Source organism: Stenotrophomonas sp. YJH_SMC_21 (assembly GCF_059369555.1).
Genome location: NZ_JCAFSU010000008.1, coordinates 44,316 through 63,287, shown reverse-complemented (window position 1 = coordinate 63,287; position 18,972 = coordinate 44,316). Strand labels below are relative to the sequence as shown.

16 protein-coding genes are annotated in these 18,972 nt (G+C 65.6%); 6 read left to right on the top strand and 10 right to left on the bottom strand.

Annotation, left to right across the window (positions count from 1 at the left end; all coding sequences use genetic code 11):
* Nucleotides 1-4: 4 nt before the first annotated feature.
* From AC5P67_RS12435 to AC5P67_RS12425, 3 genes are read right to left on the bottom strand one after another with little or no spacing between them, the layout of a single operon-like run.
* Nucleotides 5-742, bottom strand: coding sequence for an ABC transporter ATP-binding protein (locus AC5P67_RS12435; RefSeq protein ID WP_024956154.1), 738 nt, complete (start codon nucleotides 740-742; stop codon nucleotides 5-7).
* Entirely contained in the window at nucleotides 729-1,655 is a 927-nt protein-coding gene (locus AC5P67_RS12430) for a transposase (RefSeq protein ID WP_111193883.1), read from the bottom strand. The genes AC5P67_RS12435 and AC5P67_RS12430 overlap by 14 nt, the downstream gene beginning before the upstream one ends.
* 6 nt (nucleotides 1,656-1,661) lie before the next feature.
* A complete protein-coding gene (locus tag AC5P67_RS12425; RefSeq protein ID WP_225792005.1) occupies nucleotides 1,662-2,612 on the bottom strand; it encodes a HEAT repeat domain-containing protein in 951 nt (316 codons plus the stop codon).
* A gap of 619 nt (nucleotides 2,613-3,231) precedes the next feature.
* Here AC5P67_RS12425 and yedA point away from each other — a divergent pair.
* Both yedA and rarD read left to right on the top strand, forming a co-directional pair.
* Nucleotides 3,232-4,137, top strand: coding sequence for a drug/metabolite exporter YedA (gene yedA, locus AC5P67_RS12420; protein ID WP_005407723.1), 906 nt, complete (start codon nucleotides 3,232-3,234; stop codon nucleotides 4,135-4,137).
* Nucleotides 4,134-5,030, top strand: a complete 897-nt coding sequence (rarD, locus tag AC5P67_RS12415) for an EamA family transporter RarD (RefSeq protein ID WP_012478888.1) — start codon at nucleotides 4,134-4,136, stop codon at nucleotides 5,028-5,030. The genes yedA and rarD overlap by 4 nt, the downstream gene beginning before the upstream one ends.
* A gap of 207 nt (nucleotides 5,031-5,237) precedes the next feature.
* Here the strand turns inward: rarD and AC5P67_RS12410 are convergent, their stop codons facing one another.
* The 5 genes from AC5P67_RS12410 to AC5P67_RS12390 form a co-directional block, all read right to left on the bottom strand.
* Entirely contained in the window at nucleotides 5,238-8,096 is a 2,859-nt protein-coding gene (locus tag AC5P67_RS12410; protein ID WP_005407725.1) for a TonB-dependent receptor plug domain-containing protein, read from the bottom strand.
* Between the two features lie 392 nt (nucleotides 8,097-8,488).
* The gene (locus tag AC5P67_RS12405; RefSeq protein WP_088436368.1) at nucleotides 8,489-9,811 is read right to left on the bottom strand and encodes an ABC transporter permease; all 1,323 of its coding nucleotides are present in this window, start codon (nucleotides 9,809-9,811) and stop codon (nucleotides 8,489-8,491) included.
* A gap of 13 nt (nucleotides 9,812-9,824) precedes the next feature.
* Entirely contained in the window at nucleotides 9,825-10,982 is a 1,158-nt protein-coding gene (locus tag AC5P67_RS12400) for an ABC transporter permease (RefSeq protein WP_005407727.1), read from the bottom strand.
* A gap of 14 nt (nucleotides 10,983-10,996) precedes the next feature.
* Nucleotides 10,997-11,686, bottom strand: coding sequence for an ABC transporter ATP-binding protein (locus AC5P67_RS12395; RefSeq protein WP_004137569.1), 690 nt, complete (start codon nucleotides 11,684-11,686; stop codon nucleotides 10,997-10,999).
* 102 nt (nucleotides 11,687-11,788) lie between these two features.
* A complete protein-coding gene (locus AC5P67_RS12390; RefSeq protein ID WP_062605999.1) occupies nucleotides 11,789-13,042 on the bottom strand; it encodes an efflux RND transporter periplasmic adaptor subunit in 1,254 nt (417 codons plus the stop codon).
* A 202-nt stretch (nucleotides 13,043-13,244) separates the two neighbouring features.
* Between AC5P67_RS12390 and AC5P67_RS12385 the strand changes: the two genes are divergently transcribed.
* Genes AC5P67_RS12385 through AC5P67_RS12370 form a run of 4 tightly spaced genes read left to right on the top strand, consistent with a single transcriptional unit; the run spans nucleotide 13,245 to nucleotide 16,740 of the window.
* Nucleotides 13,245-14,141: an ABC transporter ATP-binding protein gene (locus AC5P67_RS12385; RefSeq protein ID WP_111118135.1), complete on the top strand. Its 897-nt coding sequence runs from the start codon at nucleotides 13,245-13,247 to the stop codon at nucleotides 14,139-14,141.
* A complete protein-coding gene (locus tag AC5P67_RS12380; RefSeq protein ID WP_111118136.1) occupies nucleotides 14,138-14,920 on the top strand; it encodes an ABC transporter permease in 783 nt (260 codons plus the stop codon). Before AC5P67_RS12385 ends, AC5P67_RS12380 begins: the two co-directional genes overlap by 4 nt.
* A 6-nt stretch (nucleotides 14,921-14,926) precedes the next feature.
* Nucleotides 14,927-16,141, top strand: coding sequence for a sensor histidine kinase (locus AC5P67_RS12375; protein ID WP_111118137.1), 1,215 nt, complete (start codon nucleotides 14,927-14,929; stop codon nucleotides 16,139-16,141).
* A complete protein-coding gene (locus tag AC5P67_RS12370; RefSeq protein ID WP_005407733.1) occupies nucleotides 16,138-16,740 on the top strand; it encodes a response regulator transcription factor in 603 nt (200 codons plus the stop codon). The genes AC5P67_RS12375 and AC5P67_RS12370 overlap by 4 nt, the downstream gene beginning before the upstream one ends.
* A gap of 576 nt (nucleotides 16,741-17,316) precedes the next feature.
* Here the strand turns inward: AC5P67_RS12370 and AC5P67_RS12365 are convergent.
* Both AC5P67_RS12365 and AC5P67_RS12360 read right to left on the bottom strand, forming a co-directional pair.
* Entirely contained in the window at nucleotides 17,317-17,853 is a 537-nt protein-coding gene (locus tag AC5P67_RS12365; protein ID WP_012478898.1) for a cytochrome b, read from the bottom strand.
* On the bottom strand, nucleotides 17,850-18,953 hold the full coding sequence (locus AC5P67_RS12360) for a catalase family peroxidase (protein WP_012478899.1): 1,104 nt from the start codon (nucleotides 18,951-18,953) through the stop codon (nucleotides 17,850-17,852). The genes AC5P67_RS12365 and AC5P67_RS12360 overlap by 4 nt, the downstream gene beginning before the upstream one ends.
* Nucleotides 18,954-18,972 lie beyond the last annotated feature (19 nt).

Here is an 18,972-nt window from a genome sequence, read left to right as displayed (position 1 = left end):
GGGCTCACTCGCATAAGCTTTTCTCCGGTCGAAGGTCATGCGGGGAGGACTCGCAATGCAGAGGATGAGAGAGCGCCACGATGCGGGTAGGGTGAAGGTCCTGCGACGTGGCGGGATGAAGCTGTCCATCCCTCAGCATGAGAATCCTTCTGGCGAGGCGCTGAAGCAACTCAATGTGGTGGGCGGAAAGCACAACGGCTGTGCCTTGGCGTGCTGCACGATTGATGAGGTCGGCAACGGCAATCTGGTTTACAGGGTCCAGTCCCGAGAACGGCTCATCAAGGATCAGGACGCCCGGGTCGTGAAGCATGCAGGCGGCGAGCTGCAGCTTCTGCAGGTTGCCCTTGGAGAGGCTGGATACTCGATTTGAGGCGCGCGCCAGCAGCCCTATTTCTTCAAGCCATACATCGCGTGCCTTCACCGCCTGCTTTCCTGACATCCCTCTCAGTCGCGCCCAGAACTCCAGCGTCCTTCCAACGGTGACTTCGGAGAAGAGACTGCGCGATTCGGGCAGATAGCCAATATCCACGTACGGTACGCTGGCGGTGTCGGCTTCGGTTCCAAAAGCTACCGTTCCGGAATCGGCAGGAATGAGATGGCAGAGGATACGGAAGAGCGTCGTCTTGCCAACGCCATTGGCACCGATGATGCCAACGATCTCCCCTGGAGGTACGCAAAGATCGAGGTCCCGCAGCACGACCCTCTCGCCAAACCGCTTGCAGACCTGCTCAGCGAGAAGCATGGCGGGACCTCTCTTCAAAACCGTCAGCCAATTGGCGGGCTCTGGATCGCATGAACAGGCTGTGCCTGGACTGGACCATGGTGGTCAACTGAAGGGCGGCTTCGGGGGTTGGCGAGTTCGCAATCAGGGCTTCCAGTGCAGCCATGCGCACTCGGTCCATCGGGTGGCTCCTGAAAATATCGCGAAGCAGTTGCTGCGACTCCCCATCTTCCGTCGCAGCCGCGATCATGAAAATGGCCGCAGCGCTGGAGCGGTTGATGATCTGCGAAATCGTGCCGGTTCCAGGTTCGAACTCGTACTGGTCCATGGTTACACTTCTCAGTGAGTGCTCCATGATGTTGATGCTTACCGAGAAGCTTTCTGGTGCCATTTGTTGGTGGACATCCTGGAATGCCCTGTACAGCAGCATGCTTCCCTTGTTGAGCTGGGATCGTTCCATGAACCTGAGATCGACACTTTCTCCGGGAACTCCGCAAACAGACGCGTAGTCGTACTCGAAGTAGTCACTTATGTACCCCGGTCCCTGATATCCGATGGTCAGGAAATTGAAGTTGTGGTCGTGCGGAATGCCATAGAAAAACGTGCTGTGCCCACTTGCGGAAAGGATCTCGTCCTCATGGCCAGGCCAGAAGCATGCGCGGATGAAGTAGCTCTGGCCCGAGACCTGTGGGGCATGGAGCATCAGGACCTGGGGTGTGTAGTCGTTATCGACCTGAATGCTTTTCGAATCCTTGAGTTCCTTGCAGATGATCTCGCTCAGGAATGTCTGGTTGTTGCCCAGCTTCCTCAGCACGGGGGCCACTGAGATCATCGACTCCTGGTCGCGGGGATCGAACGCCGAATCGTGTAGGTAGTCCACGAGTTCCATCAGGCCGATCGAATCCTGGGACGTGTCTTCAATGCGGATTGGCATGGTTGCTCATCCTTGTTCCAGTGAGCGGGTCGCAAGCTTCCTGATCTCTTCGTTCACATCGTTCTCCCTCATTTCCTTGAGTCGCTCGGATGCCGCTGCCGGGTCAACGCGGTAGAGCGATCTCAGCGCGTTCCAGCGAACGAATGTCGTCGGATGGCGCGACATGTCCAGCAAGGCTCCGGTGTTGTCGCTCCCCCGCAGGTAGGACAATGCTGTCGCGATGATCTGGAGCCGGGAGTCGGTTACGCTTGTCGCCGTGCAGCCGACGAGCTTTCCGGACTGCAGGGAGAAGTGCTGAGTGACCTCGGACCTTGATCTGGACGAGAGGCAGACAATCATCGACGTCGGACTGGAGCCATGTAGAAGGTGCATTCCCTGCCTGCCGCCCTCAAGGAACAGATGGTCACCAGAAGCCGACTGCCCTCGACTAGGCGGGCCCAGCCGCGGGTCGGATTCGTCACCGGTGTGGACCGGGTATACCTGATACTCGACGCCGGGCGTATCCGTGAAGAACACCAGTGAGTCCGTGCCGTTGATGGTGATTCCGGTTTCGACACCGGCCTGGAATGCTGCAGCTGCCTGAAGTGGCGAGCTCTGCATGTAGTGCACGTCCACGAACTCGTCCTTGTATATGACCATTCCCGCCAGTGGCGGCTTGACGAAGAATTTCCCCGGCGTCGCATACAGTGGACTGCCCATGTGGCTCCGGCACTCATCGTGGAAGAAGTCGCGCAGGATTACCTGATCGAACTCACGGCATATCGAAAGCATGGATTGACGGTTTGTCGAGGTGTCCCCACTTCCATTGATCAGCGATCCCCATTGGCGAATACGTGCCGCACGTCCAGTGGCCTCGAGCACGCCCAAGAGCGACGATCTCCTTCCGAATATCTCCGTCAGTGCAGACAGTTCTGCAGGATCATCCGCGAGTTCCAACATTCGAGCTGGATCTTTCATATTGTCTCCGGAGGGTGGGTCGGATGATCCGACCCACCCGAGTGGGATATCACTTCGGATGGATGCCCCGGTTGATGAGAATGCCGACAACGATGCCGACAGCTGCGCAGCCTGCTCCGGTTGTCTCAATCAAGATGCACGAACCGTGCATCCCTACCGATCTGGCCTGCTTGGGTAGTGCTTTCGGTTCCACGGGATGCTCCTCAGATGGGCAGGACGGCAATGACGATTGCAACGGCAATCAGGACCGGTTCAATGGGTGAGCACAGCAATGAAGCACCAGCAACTCCCACCGGCATTGCGAGTGGAGGCGGTATGCAGGTCATGGTGGTTCTCCTGTTCAGGTCATTGGCCCAACACCTGCTGGGCAAGTCCGTTCTCAGTGATCGGAGCAATCCTTTCCTTGATCGGCATCTCACTTGTGTTCGGCGGGGTGCGATACGTCAGCTTGGATGACACTGCCACCCGCCTGGCGGCGCAACAGACGTCGGGGTTTGTCTCAACCCTGTCGAGGGAAAACCCGGCGCCTTTGTAGGTGCAAATCAGCGTGCCCGGAACCGGGGTTATTTCCGTCAGCCGAACGATCTAGAATCCGTTTTTCCCCGCCCGCTGGTGCGTCATGTCGGCTTCCCCTGTTCCCTTTGCGGCTGCCCCCCGGGGTGGCCTTGTCGCGCTGGCATTGCTGCTGGTCTACGTGGTCTGGGGCTCGACCTACCTGGGCATCGCCAAGGCCCTGCACGGCGGCGCGCTGCCGCTGACGATGGTTTCCGGCAGCCGGTTCATCATTGCCGGTGGCCTGATGTTCCTGGCCTTGCGCCTGTTCTGGAAGATGCCGAACCCGACCCTGCGGCAGTGGCGCAACCTGGTGGTGATGGGCGTGACCATGCTGGTGCTGGGCAACGGCATGGTGGTGCTGGCCGAGCGTGAGGTGTCCTCGGGCCTGGCCGCGACAGCGGTGGCCTCGGTGCCGCTGTGGATGGCGCTGTTCTCGGCGCTGCGCGGGCAGCATGCCAGCCGCGGTGAGTGGCTGGGCATCGCCATCGGCTTCCTCGGCGTAGTCTGGCTCAACGCCGGCAGCAGCCTGACGGCCTCGCCGACCGGGCTGGTGCTGCTGCTGATCGCGCCGATCGGCTGGGCCTTCGGTTCGGTGTGGGCGCGCGGCCTGGACCTGCCGGGCCCGTTCATGACCGCCGCCGGGCAGATGATCTGCGGTGGCGTGCTGCTGGTGCTGATCGGCCTGGCGGTCGGCGAGCGCCCGACCACGCTGCCCGATACCGGTGGCCTGCTGGCGATGGCCTACCTGTGCGTGTTCGGTTCCATCGTTGCGTTCACCGCCTACGTCTGGCTGCTGCAGAACGTGCGGCCGGCGCTGGCCGGCAGCTATGCGTACGTCAATCCGGTGATCGCGGTGCTGCTGGGCGCGCTGCTCAACGGCGAGCGCTTCGGCTGGCGCGACCTGCTGGCGATGGCGGTGATTCTCCTGGGTGTGGTGGTGCTGACAATGGCAAGGACGAGAAAGAAGTGAGCATGGACGAGAAAGAACAACGCCGGGGCCTGCTGGTTACCGCATCCACCTTCGTGATCTGGGGCCTGGTGCCGGTCTATTGGCACCTGCTCAACGAGGTACCCTCGTTCCAGATCATCGCCCACCGCATCATCTGGAGCACCGTGATGGTGCTGGGCTGGCTCTTGATCAGCTCGCGCCTGGGCTGGTGGCAGAAGATCGCCGCGCAGCCGCGCGCGCTGCCGATCCTGCTGGTGTCGAGCCTGACCATCGCCTTCAACTGGGGCCTGTACATCTGGGCGGTCAACGCCGGCCATGTGATCGAGACCAGCCTGGGCTACTTCATCAACCCGCTGGTGAACGTGCTGCTGGGCGTGCTGGTGCTGAAGGAGCGGCTGCGGCGCCTGCAGTGGGTGGCGGTGGCGATGGCGGCGGTGGGCGTGGCCTGGCTGACCATCGACGCGGGTACGCCGCCGTGGATCGCGCTGGGCCTGGCCTGTTCGTTCGGCCTGTATGGCCTGCTGCGCAAGCTGGTCTCGGTCGATCCGGTGGCCGGCCTGGGCGTGGAGAGCATGTACCTGTTCCTGCCGGCGCTGGCCTTCGCGATCTGGGCGGAAAACGGCCATGGCGGCGCGTTCTTCCATGGCTGGGGCTGGCGCAATGACCTGCTGCTGGTCTTCGGTGGCGCAGTGACCGCAGTGCCGCTGATCGGTTTCGCCTACGGCGTGAAGCGCATCCCGCTGTCGCTGGTCGGCATCCTGCAGTACATCGCGCCGAGCCTGCAGCTGCTGCTGGGCGTGTTCTTCTTCCACGAAGGGTTCGATACTGCCAAGGCGATCGGCTTCGCCGCGATCTGGGCCGGCCTGATCCTGTTCGTCGGTGACAACATCCGCACGATGCGCGCCAAGCGCTAGCGCCGGCGGGGCTGCGGGGTCGGATCCCTCCGCAACGCGGAGGGCTCTGACCCTGTTCTATCCGTCGCGTGGGGTCAGAGCCCTTCGCAGGGCGAAGGGATCCGACCCGCTTCCACCCAAAAAAGAACGGCGCCCCGAAGGGCGCCGTTCTGCTTCCATCCACCGCCAGGAGAGAGAGATGGCGGTGGCGGGAACGCGGTTGCAGGCTTAGAAGCGCTGCTGGTACTTCATGTACATGAAACGACCGATGTCGAAGCCACCGTAGTAGGTGAAGCTGCTGTTCGGCTGGCTGTACATGATCGGACCCTGGTGGTCGAAGACGTTGTTCACGCCCAGCGACACGGTGCCGTCCCACGGCAGGCTGTAACGCACCTGCAGGTCGTGGAAGGTGTTGGAGCCCACCTTGCGGCTCGGCTGCGCATCGGTGTACGGCGAGACGAAGCCGGCCATGTTGCAGTCCGGGCCACCGGCCAGGTCATACGAGCAGGCTTCCTTCATGCCCGAGTAGTAGCGGGCGGTCCAGCCGATGCCCAGGTCGCCGTACTGCCAATCCAGGTTGAAGGTCGAACGCACGCGGAAGTTGCCCTGCCAGCCGGTCTTCTGCTCCACCGGCGTGGTGGCGGCGCTGTCGTTGCGCTGCTCCAGGTAGTCGGTGTAGGTGGTGTTCCAGGTGGCGGCAAAGCGGCCGAACGCGGTTTCCGGCAGGCGGTAACGCAGGCTGAAGTCGTAGCCGGCGGTTTCGCGGTAGCCCGCATTGACCAGCGAGCGGTCCAGCGACGTCACCTGACCCAGCGTCTTGGCGCTGGTGGAACGGGTGAAGCGGCCGCACGCCGAATCCACGCCCTGCACGTAGCACTGGTTGAGGATGTCGGTGGCCGACTCACCCACGATCGCGTTGTCGATGCGGATCTTCCACCAGTCCAGGCTGACGTCCAGGCCCGGCACGAACTCGGGGCTGTACACCAGGCCCACGGTCCAGGTCTTGGCGGTTTCCGGCTTCAGGTTCGCATTGGAACCGGAGTCGAAATCGGCGATGCCCTGCTGGCCCGGACGGTTGGCGACGTTGCCTTCCGACGCGGTCTGCTGGCGGAAGTCCGCCGGCACCTTCAGCGCCTGGCAGCGTGCGGCCACGGTCGCGCTGCTGGCAGCGATGCCGAACGAGGTATCGCACGGATCGGTGAACGAATCACGGCTCTTCACCGCACCGCCGTACAGGTCGTCCACAGTCGGCGCACGGAAGCCGGTGCCATAGGTCGCGCGTACCAGCAGGCTGTCGATCGGCTTCCACTTCAGGCCGAACTTGCTGTTGGTGGTCGAACCGAAGGTGTTGTAGTCGGTGTAGCGGCCGGCCAGGTCCAGCGACAGTTCACGCGCGAACGGCATGTCGGCCAGCAGCGGTACCTGCAGCTCCAGGTAGACCTCGTTGAGCGAGTAGTCGCCACGGGTCGGCTGGCCGGTGGTGCCGGCAATCTGGCCCTTCTGCACCATCAGGTCCGGGGTGTAGCTGGCTTCTTCGTTGCGGTGCTCGAAGCCCATCGCGGCCATCACGTCGCCGGCCGGCAGGGTGAACACCGAACCGGAGATGTTGGCGCTGGCGACCTTCGTGGTGCTCTTCATCTTGTCGACGAAGCGGGTGAACAGGTAGTCCTGCACGTCCTGGTTGCTCAGCGAGCCCGGGCCTGCATAGCCCATCGGCGCGGCCGGGTTCCACGGCACGCAGCCGGCGATCACTGCACCCGGGCTGCCGCAGCGTGCCACGGTGCCATCCATGAAGGATGGGCCGACCGCCAGGTCGACATGCGGCTGGTACATGCTGCCGGTACCGATGCGCTCGCCTTCATTGCGGTTGTACATGTAGCTGACGTTCCAGTCCCAGTAACGCGAACCGGTTTCAAAGCTGCCTTCCAGGCCGATGCTGGCGCGCTTGGTGTCCAGGTTGTTCTCGGTCGCACGCGGCATTTCTTCGGTGCGGTGCGAGAACAGCACGTCCTGGCCCCAGTGGTTGAACGCACTGTCCTTGGACAGGGCAGCACGGGAACCGTTGCGCGCCTGTGCGGTGGACACCGAGTAGGGGTAGCCGGCCAGGTGCTTGGTCGACTCGCGCTTGCTGTACAGCGCGTCGGCCACGATGCGCAGGTCATCGGTGATCGAGAAGCCACCGTTGGCGAACACCGAAGTGCGCTCCAGGCCGCTCAGCAGGCTCATGTTGGTCTTGGTGTTGGCACCATCGGCCGGATTGGGCGTGTGGAAATTGCCCTTCTGGCTCGGGTCGCCGCCCGGGCCCACGGTCAGCGACTTGCCGTCGACGGTGACGCTGCCCCACTGCGTGGTCTGGTTCAGTGCCTTGACGTCGTCGGGATGGCGCGGGCCACCCGGGTAACGGCTGAACTCGCGCTCGCTGCCGAGGATCTCGTCTTCCTTGGTGCGCTCGGCCCCAACGCTGAACCAGCCGCGGTCGAAGGTCTTGCCGAAGGTGGCGCTGTAGGAGCGCTTCTGGCCGTCACCTTCACCGTACTGGCCGACGTAGACGCTGGCTTCGCCACCGTCGAAGTTCTTGCGGGTGATGATGTTGACCACACCGGCGATGGCGTCCGAGCCGTACAGCGCGGACGCGCCATCGGTGAGCACTTCCACCCGCTCGACAATCGCGGAGGGAATCGAAGCCAGGTCGGAGTAGCCACCGGCGCTGACGCCCATGCGGCGGCCGTCGATCAGCACCAGGCTGCGCTCCGGGCCGAGGTTGCGCAGGCTGACGTACGTGCCGCCGAAGTCGCGCGAAGAACTCAGCGACGACGAGCGGCTCAGGCTCGGTGCGCCCGCGGCGGTGACGTCCTGCAGGATGTCGGCGACGTTGATGTAACCCTTCTTCTCGATCTCGGCGCGGCTGAGCGCGACGACCGGCTGTGCGGTCTCGACACTGGCCTGGCGGATGCGCGAGCCGGTGATTTCGATGCGATCGAGGTTGGTCGGGGTATCGCCGGCGCTCTGTGCGAAGGCGGGGGTGGTGCAGCTGGCGGCCAGCGCGATGACGATCGCGTTGCGCAGCGGATTGGTTTTCAGGGACATCCGTGAAATCTCGTGTTTCAGGAAAAACAAGCGCCCGTTCTATGGACGCGTGGGGTGCTGCAAACCAACGTGGGGGGGCGATTCTAGAATGTTTCCATTCGTAACTGTTTGCCTCTGCGCTGCGGATGTGCGCGAAAATGAATCGCAACCAACAATCCACAGATGGGATGTGCGCAACGTCACGCGCGTTGCGCTTTCGATGGGCAGAGGCATCGATAGCGGCGTATTTCCCGCAATCTGTAGCCGTGCGCGTGCGCCGGCATCCATCCACGCATGGCGTGGATCTACTGGACGTCCTGGCTCACCACCAAGCGTGGATGACGCGCAAAATAAAAGGGACGGAGCCTTCGCTCCGTCCCCTGCGTGATGCGCAGTCCACCGCTGCGTGATGCTCAGGTTTCTCGCAACGCCGTGGTGATCGGCAAACGGGCCGCGCGCAGCGCCGGGAACAGGCCGCCGACCAGGCCGATGCCCAGCGCCCATTTCAGTCCGGTCCACAGCAGTTCCGGCGACACATGGAACTTGAACACTACCGCGCTGAAGTTGCTGCCTATGGTGGACACGCTGTAGCCATTGAACAGCAGCCACGCCACCGCACACCCCAGAAGGCCACCCAGCAACGCCAGCAGCATGGTCTCCAGCATCACCGCCGTCACCACCGGCAGGCCGCGGAAGCCGATCGCGCGCATGGTGGCGATCTCGCGCGCACGGGTGGCCACGGCCGCGTACATGGTGTTGAGTGCGCCGAACACTGCACCCACCGCCATGATCGTGCCGATCACCTTGCCGAGGATGTCGATCAGCTTGGTCAGCCCGCCGCCCTGCTTGCTGTAGTAGACACGGGTGGTTTCCACGTCCAGTTTCAGGCGCGGGTCGGCGGCGACCGCTGCCTTGAACTGCTCGAAGCCGGCCTTGCCATCGGTACGCACGCTGATCGACTGCCAGGCGCTGCGCTGGTAGGTGGTGGCCAGCGTATCGGCGTCGGTCCACAGCTCCGAATCGTGCGCATCGCCGGTGGCGAACACGCCGACCACGGTCCAGGTCTGGTTGCCCAGGGTCAGCGTCCTGCCCACGTCCATGTCGCGGAACTGGCCCTTGGCACCCTGGCCGACCACGATCTCGCGCAGGCCGGCTGCGAACTTGCGGCCTTCGATGATCTTGACCTTGTCATGCACGGCCCAGGCCTGCGGACCAACGCCGCGGAACTGCGCGTTGACGTCGGTGCCGTCGGACTTCGACACCAGGTTGACCACCTGCGACAGCTCCGGCGACAGCAGCGGCCGGCCTTCGCCATCGCGGCTGATGCCGGGCAGGGTGGACAACGTCGGCACCTGCTCGCGGGTGATCACCGAGTTGGTCTCGGCCTGCGAGCCGCCGCGCAGCACGATGGCGGTGGTGTCGTCGCCGGTGTTGTTGAGCGTGGCCTGGAAGCCTTCGCCCATCGCCAGCATCGCCACCAGCACGCCGACCACGCCGGCGATGCCGACCACGATCACCGAGGACGCGCCCCAGCGCTGCGGCAGGCTGGCCACGCCGATGCGGGTGGCGGCCAGCGCCAACCGTCCGCCACGGGTCAGCAGCAGCCACAGTGCCACCAGCACGGCCACGGCCAGCACGCCGACCCACGGCAGGCTGATCCACAGCACCAGGCCGATCACCAGCAGCAGCACCGTCAGGCCGTTGCCCAGCCATTTCTTGAGTTTGCTCTTGAACATGTCGGTGTCCTCCTCAGCGGCCGGCCAGTGCGTCGACGATCTTCAGGCGCTTGGCACGCAGCGCCGGCAACAACCCGACGATGATGCCGATCACCACGATCAGGCCCAGCCCCATCAGCCAGGTCGGCGTCGGTACGTGTGGCGGCAGCATGCCCATGCTCTTCGGGCCGATCGCCGGCAGGATCAGTGCGGCCAGGCCCATGCCGATCAGGCCGCCCAGGCCGATCAGCAGCACCGACTCCACCATCACCAGGGTCAGCACGGTGCTGTCCTTGAAGCCCAGCGTCTTCAGCGTGGCCAGCTCCGGCACGCGCTCGCGCACCGCCTGCGCCATGGTGTTGCCGGTCAGCAGCAGCAGGGTGAAGAACACCGCGCCCATGATTGAAGTGACGATCATGCCGATGTCGGCGAACTGCTTGACGAAGGCCTGCTGGAACGCCGACTCGGTCTGGGTCTTGGTCTCGTGGTCGGAGTTGGCCGAGATTGCATCAATGGCCTGCGCTACCCGCGAGGAATGATCCGGGTTGTCCAGCGTCACCGTGTACCAGCTCACCTGGTTCTTGATGTAGTCGTTGGATTCATCGAAGTACTTCCAGTTCATCATCAACTGGCGTTCTTCGTTGGCCGCCAGCGCTCGGTCCTTGGAACGGTAGATGCCCTTCAGTTCCAGCGGCCAGTCGTTGCTGCCGCCGCGCGGGAAGATCGTGGCCTGTAACGGGATGGTGTCGCCGATCTTCCAGCCGAACTGCTTGGCCAGCGATTCGCCGACGATGGCGCCGGTGCGGGTCTGCTTCCAGTCCTCCAGCTGGGCCGGATCGATCTGCAGTTCGCGGTAGACATCGAAGTAGTTGGGCGACACCGAGAAGTTCGGGAAGAAGTTCTTTGGATCCTGGTAGATGCCGCCGAACCACATGCCGTAGGCCACGTCGCGCACGCCGGCCACCTGGCGGATCTGGGTTTCCAGGCGGATCGGCAGCGACTGGGTGATCGACAGCCGCGAGGCCACCACCAGGCGGTTGGCGCCTTCCACGCTGCCGCCGGACGAGAACGCCACGCGCACCGAGTCGAGCATGCCGAACAGCAGGAACGCGGCCACCACCGACAGCAGGGTCAACAGGGTGCGCGTGCGGCTGCGGAACAGCTGCGCCCACACCAACGAGAAGTATTTCATCGCCGTGGCCTCCGTCAGTGGGCCAGCGGCGCGTCGGCCAGCTCGCCCTTGTCCAGGTGCACCGTGTGCGTGGCGTACTCGGCGGCCTTCGGGTCATGGGTGACCATGATGATGGTCTTGCCGTGTTCGCGGTTGAGCTGCTGCAGCAGGCCGAGGATCTCCTCGGCGGACTGGCGGTCGAGGTCGCCGGTGGGTTCGTCGCAGATCAGGAAGGTCGGGTCGGAGACGATCGCCCGCGCGATCGCCACGCGCTGCTGCTGGCCGCCGGACAGTTCATTGGGGCGATGGCTGCGGCGGTCGGCCAGGCCGACCAGGGTCAGCGCGATCTCGGCATTGCGGCGGCGCTGCGCGGCATTGAGATGGGTCAGCAGCAGCGGCAGCTCCACGTTCTTCTGCGCGGTCAGCATCGGCATCAGGTTGTAGAACTGGAACACGAAGCCGACGTGGTGGCTGCGCCAGGTCGACAGCTGGCCGCCGCTCATCTGGTCGATGCGCTCGCCTTCGATGCTGATCTCGCCGCCGCTGGGGTTGTCCAGGCCGCCGATCAGGTTGAGCAGGGTGGTCTTGCCCGAGCCGGACGGGCCCATCAGCGCGACGAAGTCGCCGCTGGCGATGTCCAGGTCGATGCCGTGCAGCACCTGCACTTTCTCGGGGCCACGCTGGTAGGTCTTGGTGATGTTGCGCAGTGAAACCAGGGTCGACATGGGTGGTTCTCCACGGAAGGCGGGAAACGGGGAAGCGCACCAGCGGTGGCCGCAGGCGTGCGTCGAGCGGTGTTGCCGGCGGCGCCCATGGGCGCCAGGCCGTTACTGCGCTTGTTTCTGTTGCACCTTGGCGCCATCGCGCAGGGTGTCCGGCGGGTTCACCACCACCGACTCACCCGCGCTGACGCCCTTGAGGATCTGGCGGTCCTTGCCCATCGCCTGGCCGGCCTCGACCGTGCGCTGCTGCACGCGGCTCTGGTCGCCCAGTACGAAGGCCACCGAGGCGCCCTCGCGCTGGACCACCGCGCCAGCCGGCACGCGCACGCCCTGCGGTTTGGCGGCCGCCTGCGGCTGCGCCTGCTCCAGGAAGCTGACCCGCACGCCCATCTCCGGCACGATGCGCGGGTCCTTCACCTTCAGCGCCACGCGCACCTTCACCGTGGCCTTGCCGCGGTCGGCAGTGGGGATGATGGCGATGACCTCGCCCGGAATCTTCCACTCCGGATAGGCGTTGAGCGTGGCTTCCACCGGCATCTTCGGTTGCACGCGGCCGATGAAGGCCTCGCCGACCTCGACTTCGATCTCCAGCGAGTCCATGTCGACAATGGTGCCGATGCCGGTACGGGTGAAACCACCGCCCGCCGACAGCGGCGAAACGATTTCGCCCGGCTGCGCGGCCTTGGCGGTGACCACGCCGGAGAACGGCGCGCGCACGATGTTGTTGTCCACGCCCAGATCGGCAATGGCCAGCTGGTCGTTGGCGACCTTGACGTTGCGCTGGGCCGTTTCCAGCTGCGCACGCAGGCTGTCACGCTGGGCCACGGCCTGGTCGTACTGCGAACGTGACACCAGTTGCTGGCCGACCAGCGCCTGCAGGCGGCTGGCTTCGGCGGCGGCCTGCTTCTGCTGTGCCTCCAGCCCGGCCACCTGGCTGCGCGCGGCCTGCAACTGCGAGGCATACAGGCTGCGCTGCGCATCGGCATCGATCGGATCCAGGGTGGCCATCACCTGGCCGGCTTCGACCCGCATGCCTTCCTCGATCATCACCTCGCGCACCTTGCCGGTGATCTTGGCCGAGACCGTGGCCATGCGCCGGGCGACCACGTAGCCACTGGCATCGAGCACCGAACTGCTGGCGCTGCCCTGCTGGATGGCCACTGCGGGCGCGGTTTCCACTTCCACGGCCGGCGCGCGGCCGAGCAGGAAGGCCACGGCAGCGGCGATCAGCAGCACGACCACGATGATCGCGATCCACAGCCAACGACGGCCACCGCCATTGCTGCCACCACCGGAGGCGGGCGGCGGCGACTTGCGGTCGATACGGAGTTCCTTCAACAGCTCGGCAGAAGCGTTCATTCGTTCCATCACAGGCGTTCGGGCGGGTGTGGCCGGAAGCGCGGACGGCGGCGGTTCCGGCGGTGGAGCGTGCGGCACAGCATGAAGGCAGGCACAGCGATGACGGCAGTGACAGCTGTCATCCGATGACACTGACGGCGGCAACTGCGAAATGTGACCACGGCGGCACAGGATGGCAACGTCCCCGCTACCGGTACCGCCCATGGATCCGATCGCCCCGTCGCTGGCTCGCCTGCAGCAGGTGCAGGTGCGCTACCGCGACCATACCGCCCTGCAGGGCATCGACCTGCAGGTCCGCGCTGGCCAGGTGCTGGCATTGCTGGGCCGCAACGGTGCCGGCAAGAGTACCGCGATCAGCGTGCTGTTGGGCCTGCGCCGCGCCGATGCCGGTCAGGTCGAGCTGCTCGGCGGTGACCCGCAGCAGCGCAGCAGCCGCCTCGGCCTGGGTGTGATGCTGCAGAGCACCAGCCTGCCACCAATGCTGCAGGTGGACGAACTGGTGGCGCAGGCGAGCGCCTGCTATCCGGACCCGATGCCGTTGCAGGAGGTGCTGCAGCGCGCAGGCCTGCAGGCACTGGCAGGCCGTCGCTACGGTCAGCTGTCCGGTGGCCAGCAGCGCGCGGTGCAGTTCGCCATCGCGCTGTGTGGCCGCCCGCGCGTGCTGTTCCTGGACGAGCCCACCACCGGCCTGGACATCCAGGCGCGGCAGGCGATGTGGCAGGCAATCCGGCAGCTGGTGGCCGAAGGCTGCGGCGTGCTGCTGACCACCCACTATCTGGAAGAGGCCGAAGCGCTGGCGCAGCAGGTGCTGGTGCTGGAGCAGGGCCGGGTGCTGGCCGACGCACCGTTGAGCGAGCTGCGCCTGGCCGATCGGCCGCGCCGCATCCGCTGCCGCAGCGTGTTGACTGTTGAAGATGTACAGCAGTGGCCGGGCGTGCAGCAGGTGCAGCGTGATGGCGAGCACCTGCAGTTGATGGCAAGCCCGGCCGAGCCGGTGGTGGCGCGCCTGCTGGCCGCCGATGCACAGCTGCGTGAGCTGGAAGTACAGGGCGCGGCACTGGCCGACGCTTTCCTCGACATGACCCGGGAGGCCGCATGAACACGATGACCCGTACCGGCACTACACCCGCGCCGGTATCGGCGTGGCGCCAGGCCTTGCGCCCGTACGGCGCTGAACTGGTGGCCGAGCTGCGCCGCGCCTGGCGTACACCCGCCTTCGCGGTGCCTTCGCTGCTGTTCCCGGTGCTGTTCTACCTGTTGTTCGGCGTGCTGTTGGGCCGCGGCCATGCACCGCTCTACCTGCTGGCCACCTACTGCGTGTTCGGTGCGATGGCCCCGGCCCTGTTCGGCTTCGGCGTGCAGCTGGCGCTGGACCGTGAAGGCGGCCTGCTGACCCTCAAGCGAGCGCTGCCGATGCCGGCGGCGGCACCGTTGCTGGCGCGACTGGCGATGGCCGTGATGTTCGCGTTGCTGGTAGCCGCCCTGTTGATCGGGGTGGCGCGCGCGCTGGGTGGCGTGCAGCTGCAGGCAGTGCAGATGCTGCAGCTGCTGGCGGTGGCGGGCCTGGCAGCGCTGCCGCTGGGGGCGATCGGCCTGCTGATCGGCAGTCATGTCAGTGCCGGCGCGGCGCCGGCGATGGTCAACCTGGTCTACCTGCCGCTGGCCCTGCTGTCGGGCCTGTGGCTGCCGTTGTCGGCGCTGCCCAAGGTGTTCTCGATGATGGCACCGCTGTGGCCAACCTGGCATCTGGCGCAGCTGGCGCTGCCGGTGGTCGGGCTGCCGTCGGTGGGCAGCATGGCTGGCCACCTGCTGGTGCTGCTGGCGGTCACGGTGGTGGCGCTGCTGTTGGCACGGCGTCGCCTGCGCCGGATCGGCTGAACTGGCATGATCGGCAGCGATCATTCCTGCCTGGATTCTTCCGTGTCGTCGAGCTGGCTTGCGTCCCTGCTGCGCCCCGCGCCGGACTCGGCGGTGGCCGACCTGCTGCGGCGTGGCAAGTCGCCCTGGAGCGGTGCGATCCACCTGCTGTGGTCGGTCTGGATCTTCCTCACCCCGGTGCTTGGCAATGGCTTCACGGTGCGCTGGCTGCTGCTGACCGTGGCCAGCTATCCGCTGTTCCTGCTGCTCTATGCGAAGGTGATGCTGGCGCCACGGCACCACGCATGGCGCTATGCGCTGGGCATGATCCTGATGGCCCTGGTGCTGCTGCCGTGGTATCCGTCGGGACTGAGCTACTTCGTGTTCGGTTGCGTGATGATCCGCATGAGCAGCCGTGGCGGCTGGTGGGTGTACCTGTTGCAGCTCACCGGCCTGAACCTGTTGTTCTGCGGCGCTGCGCTCTACGTCGGCTATCCGTGGCAAGCCATGGTGTGGATGCCGGCCGTGTCGTTCATCGTCGGCCTGGTGGTGAACGTGGAGGCCTTGAGCCATCAACGGGACGTTGCCCTGCAGCTGTCCCAGGACGAGGTGCGGCGGCTGGCCACTACCGCCGAGCGCGAGCGCATCGGCCGCGATCTGCATGACCTGCTGGGCCACACGCTGTCGCTGATCACGCTGAAGCTGGAACTGGCGCGCAAGCTGTACGACCGTGATGGCGCGCGCGCGCGGCAGGAGATCGGCGAAGCCGAAGCGATCGCCCGCGAGGCGCTGGCCCAGGTGCGCAGTGCGGTGACCGGCATCCGCGCCAGCGACCTGGCCGGCGAGCTGGCCTCGGCGCGCCTGCTGCTGGAATGCCAGCAGGTACACCTGCAGTACACACCGCCGCCGCCGATGCCGGTCGACGTGGAACGTGGGCTGGCGCTGGTGCTGCGCGAGGCTGCGACCAACATCGTGCGCCACGCGCAGGCGACCCGGGTGCAGGTGGATTTCATGCTTGAGGAACGACAGTTGGTGATGCAGATACGCGATGACGGCCGCGGTGGCGTACAGGCCGAGGGCAACGGATTGTGTGGCATGCGCGAACGGGCGATGGCGCTGGGCGGCCAGTTGTCACTGCAGTCGCCGCGCGGAGAAGGCACGGTAGTGACCGTGCGCGTGCCACTGGTGGCCGCGACCACGGCGCTGTCGCCAGCGTCATTGGCGCAGGATGGTGCCGCATGATCCGCATCCTGCTGGCCGAAGACCAGGCGATGGTGCGCGGTGCATTGTCGGCGCTGCTGGGCCTGGAGCCGGACATCGAGGTGCTGGGCAGCGCTGCTGACGGCGAGGCGGCGTGGCGCATGCTGCAGCAGCTGCAGCCGGACATTCTGGTCACTGACATCGAAATGCCTGGCCTGTCCGGGCTGGAACTGGCCCAGCGCATCGCCCGCCACGAGCTGCCGATCAAGGTCGTGATCGTGACCACCTTCGCCCGTGCCGGCTTCCTGCGCCGCGCGCTGGAAGCGGGCGTGCTGGGCTACCTGCTGAAGGACGCACCGGCCGAGAACCTTGCCGATGCCCTGCGCAAGGTGAAGCAGGGCATCCGCGCGATCGACCCGCAGCTGGCGCTGGATGCGTGGTCGCAGGCCGACCCGCTGACCGACCGCGAACGCCGCGTGCTGCGGCTGGCGGGCGAGGGCCGTACCGCCAGCGAGATTGCCGAGCAGCTGGGGTTGTCGCATGGCACGGTGCGCAATTACCTGTCCGAGTGCATCGGCAAGCTGGGCGTGGCCAACCGGATCGAGGCGTACCGGCTGGCGCGGCAGAAGGGATGGTTGTAGGGGCGTGCGCCGACGCACTGGTAGCGCCGGGCGCTGCCCGGCGGATTGTTACCGCGCCTGCGGAGAGGTGTCACTTTCTTTGCTCGTGCAAAGAAAGTAACCAAAGAAACACGCCGCCAGAGCGCGAGCCGTCGCTACGCGACGGTTCCCTGCGCTTCTCGGGGAATCAGGGGACGGCGCCGAACTCGCTTCGCTCAAACACCGGCGCCTCTACGCCCCTGATTCCCCTGCGATGCTCGGCTCGCTAGAAGGCGGACCCAACGTCAAAAGCCACAGCTGCACCCAGTAGATCCACGCCATGCGTGGATGCTGTTGCTCTTGATCTTGACCTTCCAGTCCGCCTTCAAGCGAGCCGAGCACCGGAGGTCCGGCGAGGGCGAAGAGGTGCGGGTGTCTGAGCGCAGCGAGTTCCCGCGCCGTCCCTCGACGGGCCGAGGAGCGCAGGGTACCGGCGTGCGAAGCACGTCGGCTCGCGGCCGGCGGAGCGTTTCTTTGGTTACTTTCTTTGCGCGCAAAGAAAGTGACACCCCTCCGCAGTCGCGGAAACAATCCGCCGGGAACACCCGGCGACCCCCATCAATCCTTCCCGCGCGCCATCGCCTGGAACACGCCATCCCGCCGCACCCACAAATGGAACAGCGCCGCCCCCACATGCATCAGCACCGTGGCGAACAACACATACGCCAGCAGGCTGTGCGCATTGCGCAGCGCGGCATACAACGCCGGGGTGTGCGGCACGATCGGCGGCAGGTGCAGGCCGCCCCACAGCACGATCGGGTAACCGCCGGCCGACAGCATCGCCCAGCCGATCAACGGCATCGCCAGCATCAGCGCATACAGCATCCAGTGCGAGGCCTTGGCCGCCATCACCTGCCACACCGGCAGGTCGGCCGGCAGTGGCGGCGGGCGGTGGCGCAGGCGGTTGTACAGGCGCAGCAGCACCAGCAGCAGGATCGCGATGCCCAGTGGTCGGTGCAGGTCGATCAGCAGTGGCCGCAGGTGCAGCGAGGCGACCATGGTCACGCCGATGAACAGCATGGCGATGATCATCAGCGCCATGGTCCAGTGCAGCACCCGCGCCAGCAGGTTGAAGTGGCCGTTATGGGTGTTCATCGCGCGGCCTCCTTCGGTTGCTCGACGTTGCCGCTGGCGCGCTCGCGCTCGCGGCGGTTGAAGGACTGCGAATACACCGCCGAGCGGGCCGCCAGGATCGGATCGTCACTGCCGCGCACGCCGCTGGGCAGAATCAGCGGATCGAAGTTGATCTGGCCGCACGCGCCTTTTTCCTGCGACTGCATGCGGTCCAGGCTGAGTACGCCGGCCACCACCTGATCACGCGACTCGGGCCACGGCACCGATGGATCATCGATGGCATCGCCGGGCGCGGCGGTAGTGACGACCAGGTTCCAGCGCACCGGGCCGCTGGCCAGGCGCTGCTGCAGTTCCTGGCTGAGGAAATCGACACTGGCCTGCTTGCGCGTTTCCGCATCCATCTCCACCACCGGCGCCTGCGGCTGCCAGCGCCAGCGCACCGCACGCTTCTGGCCCTGCGCGTTGGTGAACCAGAAGCTGTTGACGCTGTTGAAGGTGGTGTCGGCCCAGCTGCTGGTCCACGGCGCCGTCTTGGCCCACTGCTGGAACGCCTGTGCGCTGGGGTATTTCGCCAGCACCGCGGCCATCTTCTGCGGGTCGGGCTTGCCGGTGGTCGGGTCGGGAATGGAGGCGCGCGTCTGCTCGTAGAACGCCTCGGCATCGGGCACGGCGAAGAACGGGAAGCTGTTCATCGCCATGCGCCATTCCTGGCCATCATCGCTGACCATCTGCACCGCCAGGCTGCGTACGCGCGCGGTGTTGTCGGCACCGTAGGGATCACCACCGCCGATCGACAGGCGGCCCATCACCGGCACGCGGCGCTGCGAGAACACCCGTGCACTGGACAGGGTAGGGGCCTGTGCACTGGGTTCGAACCAGCCGCTCACGCAGATGCCCTTGCTGTGCGCCCGGCGGAACCCGGGATGTGCCGGGCCGGTGGCTTCGATGGTGTCGGTGAAGCGCTGCGCGGTCAGGCGGCCGCCAATCCAGCCGGCCAGCCAGGCGAAGGCCAGCGCGACCGCACCCAGAATGAGTGCGATCAGTGCGATCCAGAGCAGGGGTGAATGCTTGCGTGGCGCGCCAGGCGTCTGGCCAGCGCGGGTGTAGCGGAAGAGCGACATGGCCGGAGTCCTGCCTTCA

Excerpts from the sequence above, each read along its gene's own strand:
- AC5P67_RS12435 (WP_024956154.1), bottom strand. The coding sequence starts at position 742 with ATGCTTCTCGCTGAGCAGGTCTGCAAGCGGTTTGGCGAGAGGGTCGTG.
- AC5P67_RS12430 (WP_111193883.1), bottom strand. The coding sequence starts at position 1,655 with ATGCCAATCCGCATTGAAGACACGTCCCAGGATTCGATCGGCCTGATG.
- AC5P67_RS12425 (WP_225792005.1), bottom strand. The coding sequence starts at position 2,612 with ATGAAAGATCCAGCTCGAATGTTGGAACTCGCGGATGATCCTGCAGAA.
- yedA (WP_005407723.1), top strand. The coding sequence starts at position 3,232 with ATGTCGGCTTCCCCTGTTCCCTTTGCGGCTGCCCCCCGGGGTGGCCTT.
- AC5P67_RS12410 (WP_005407725.1), bottom strand. The coding sequence starts at position 8,096 with ATGTCCCTGAAAACCAATCCGCTGCGCAACGCGATCGTCATCGCGCTG.
- AC5P67_RS12405 (WP_088436368.1), bottom strand. The coding sequence starts at position 9,811 with ATGTTCAAGAGCAAACTCAAGAAATGGCTGGGCAACGGCCTGACGGTG.
- AC5P67_RS12400 (WP_005407727.1), bottom strand. The coding sequence starts at position 10,982 with ATGAAATACTTCTCGTTGGTGTGGGCGCAGCTGTTCCGCAGCCGCACG.
- AC5P67_RS12395 (WP_004137569.1), bottom strand. The coding sequence starts at position 11,686 with ATGTCGACCCTGGTTTCACTGCGCAACATCACCAAGACCTACCAGCGT.
- AC5P67_RS12390 (WP_062605999.1), bottom strand. The coding sequence starts at position 13,042 with ATGAACGCTTCTGCCGAGCTGTTGAAGGAACTCCGTATCGACCGCAAG.
- AC5P67_RS12385 (WP_111118135.1), top strand. The coding sequence starts at position 13,245 with ATGGATCCGATCGCCCCGTCGCTGGCTCGCCTGCAGCAGGTGCAGGTG.
- AC5P67_RS12380 (WP_111118136.1), top strand. The coding sequence starts at position 14,138 with ATGAACACGATGACCCGTACCGGCACTACACCCGCGCCGGTATCGGCG.
- AC5P67_RS12375 (WP_111118137.1), top strand. The coding sequence starts at position 14,927 with ATGATCGGCAGCGATCATTCCTGCCTGGATTCTTCCGTGTCGTCGAGC.
- AC5P67_RS12370 (WP_005407733.1), top strand. The coding sequence starts at position 16,138 with ATGATCCGCATCCTGCTGGCCGAAGACCAGGCGATGGTGCGCGGTGCA.
- AC5P67_RS12365 (WP_012478898.1), bottom strand. The coding sequence starts at position 17,853 with ATGAACACCCATAACGGCCACTTCAACCTGCTGGCGCGGGTGCTGCAC.
- AC5P67_RS12360 (WP_012478899.1), bottom strand. The coding sequence starts at position 18,953 with ATGTCGCTCTTCCGCTACACCCGCGCTGGCCAGACGCCTGGCGCGCCA.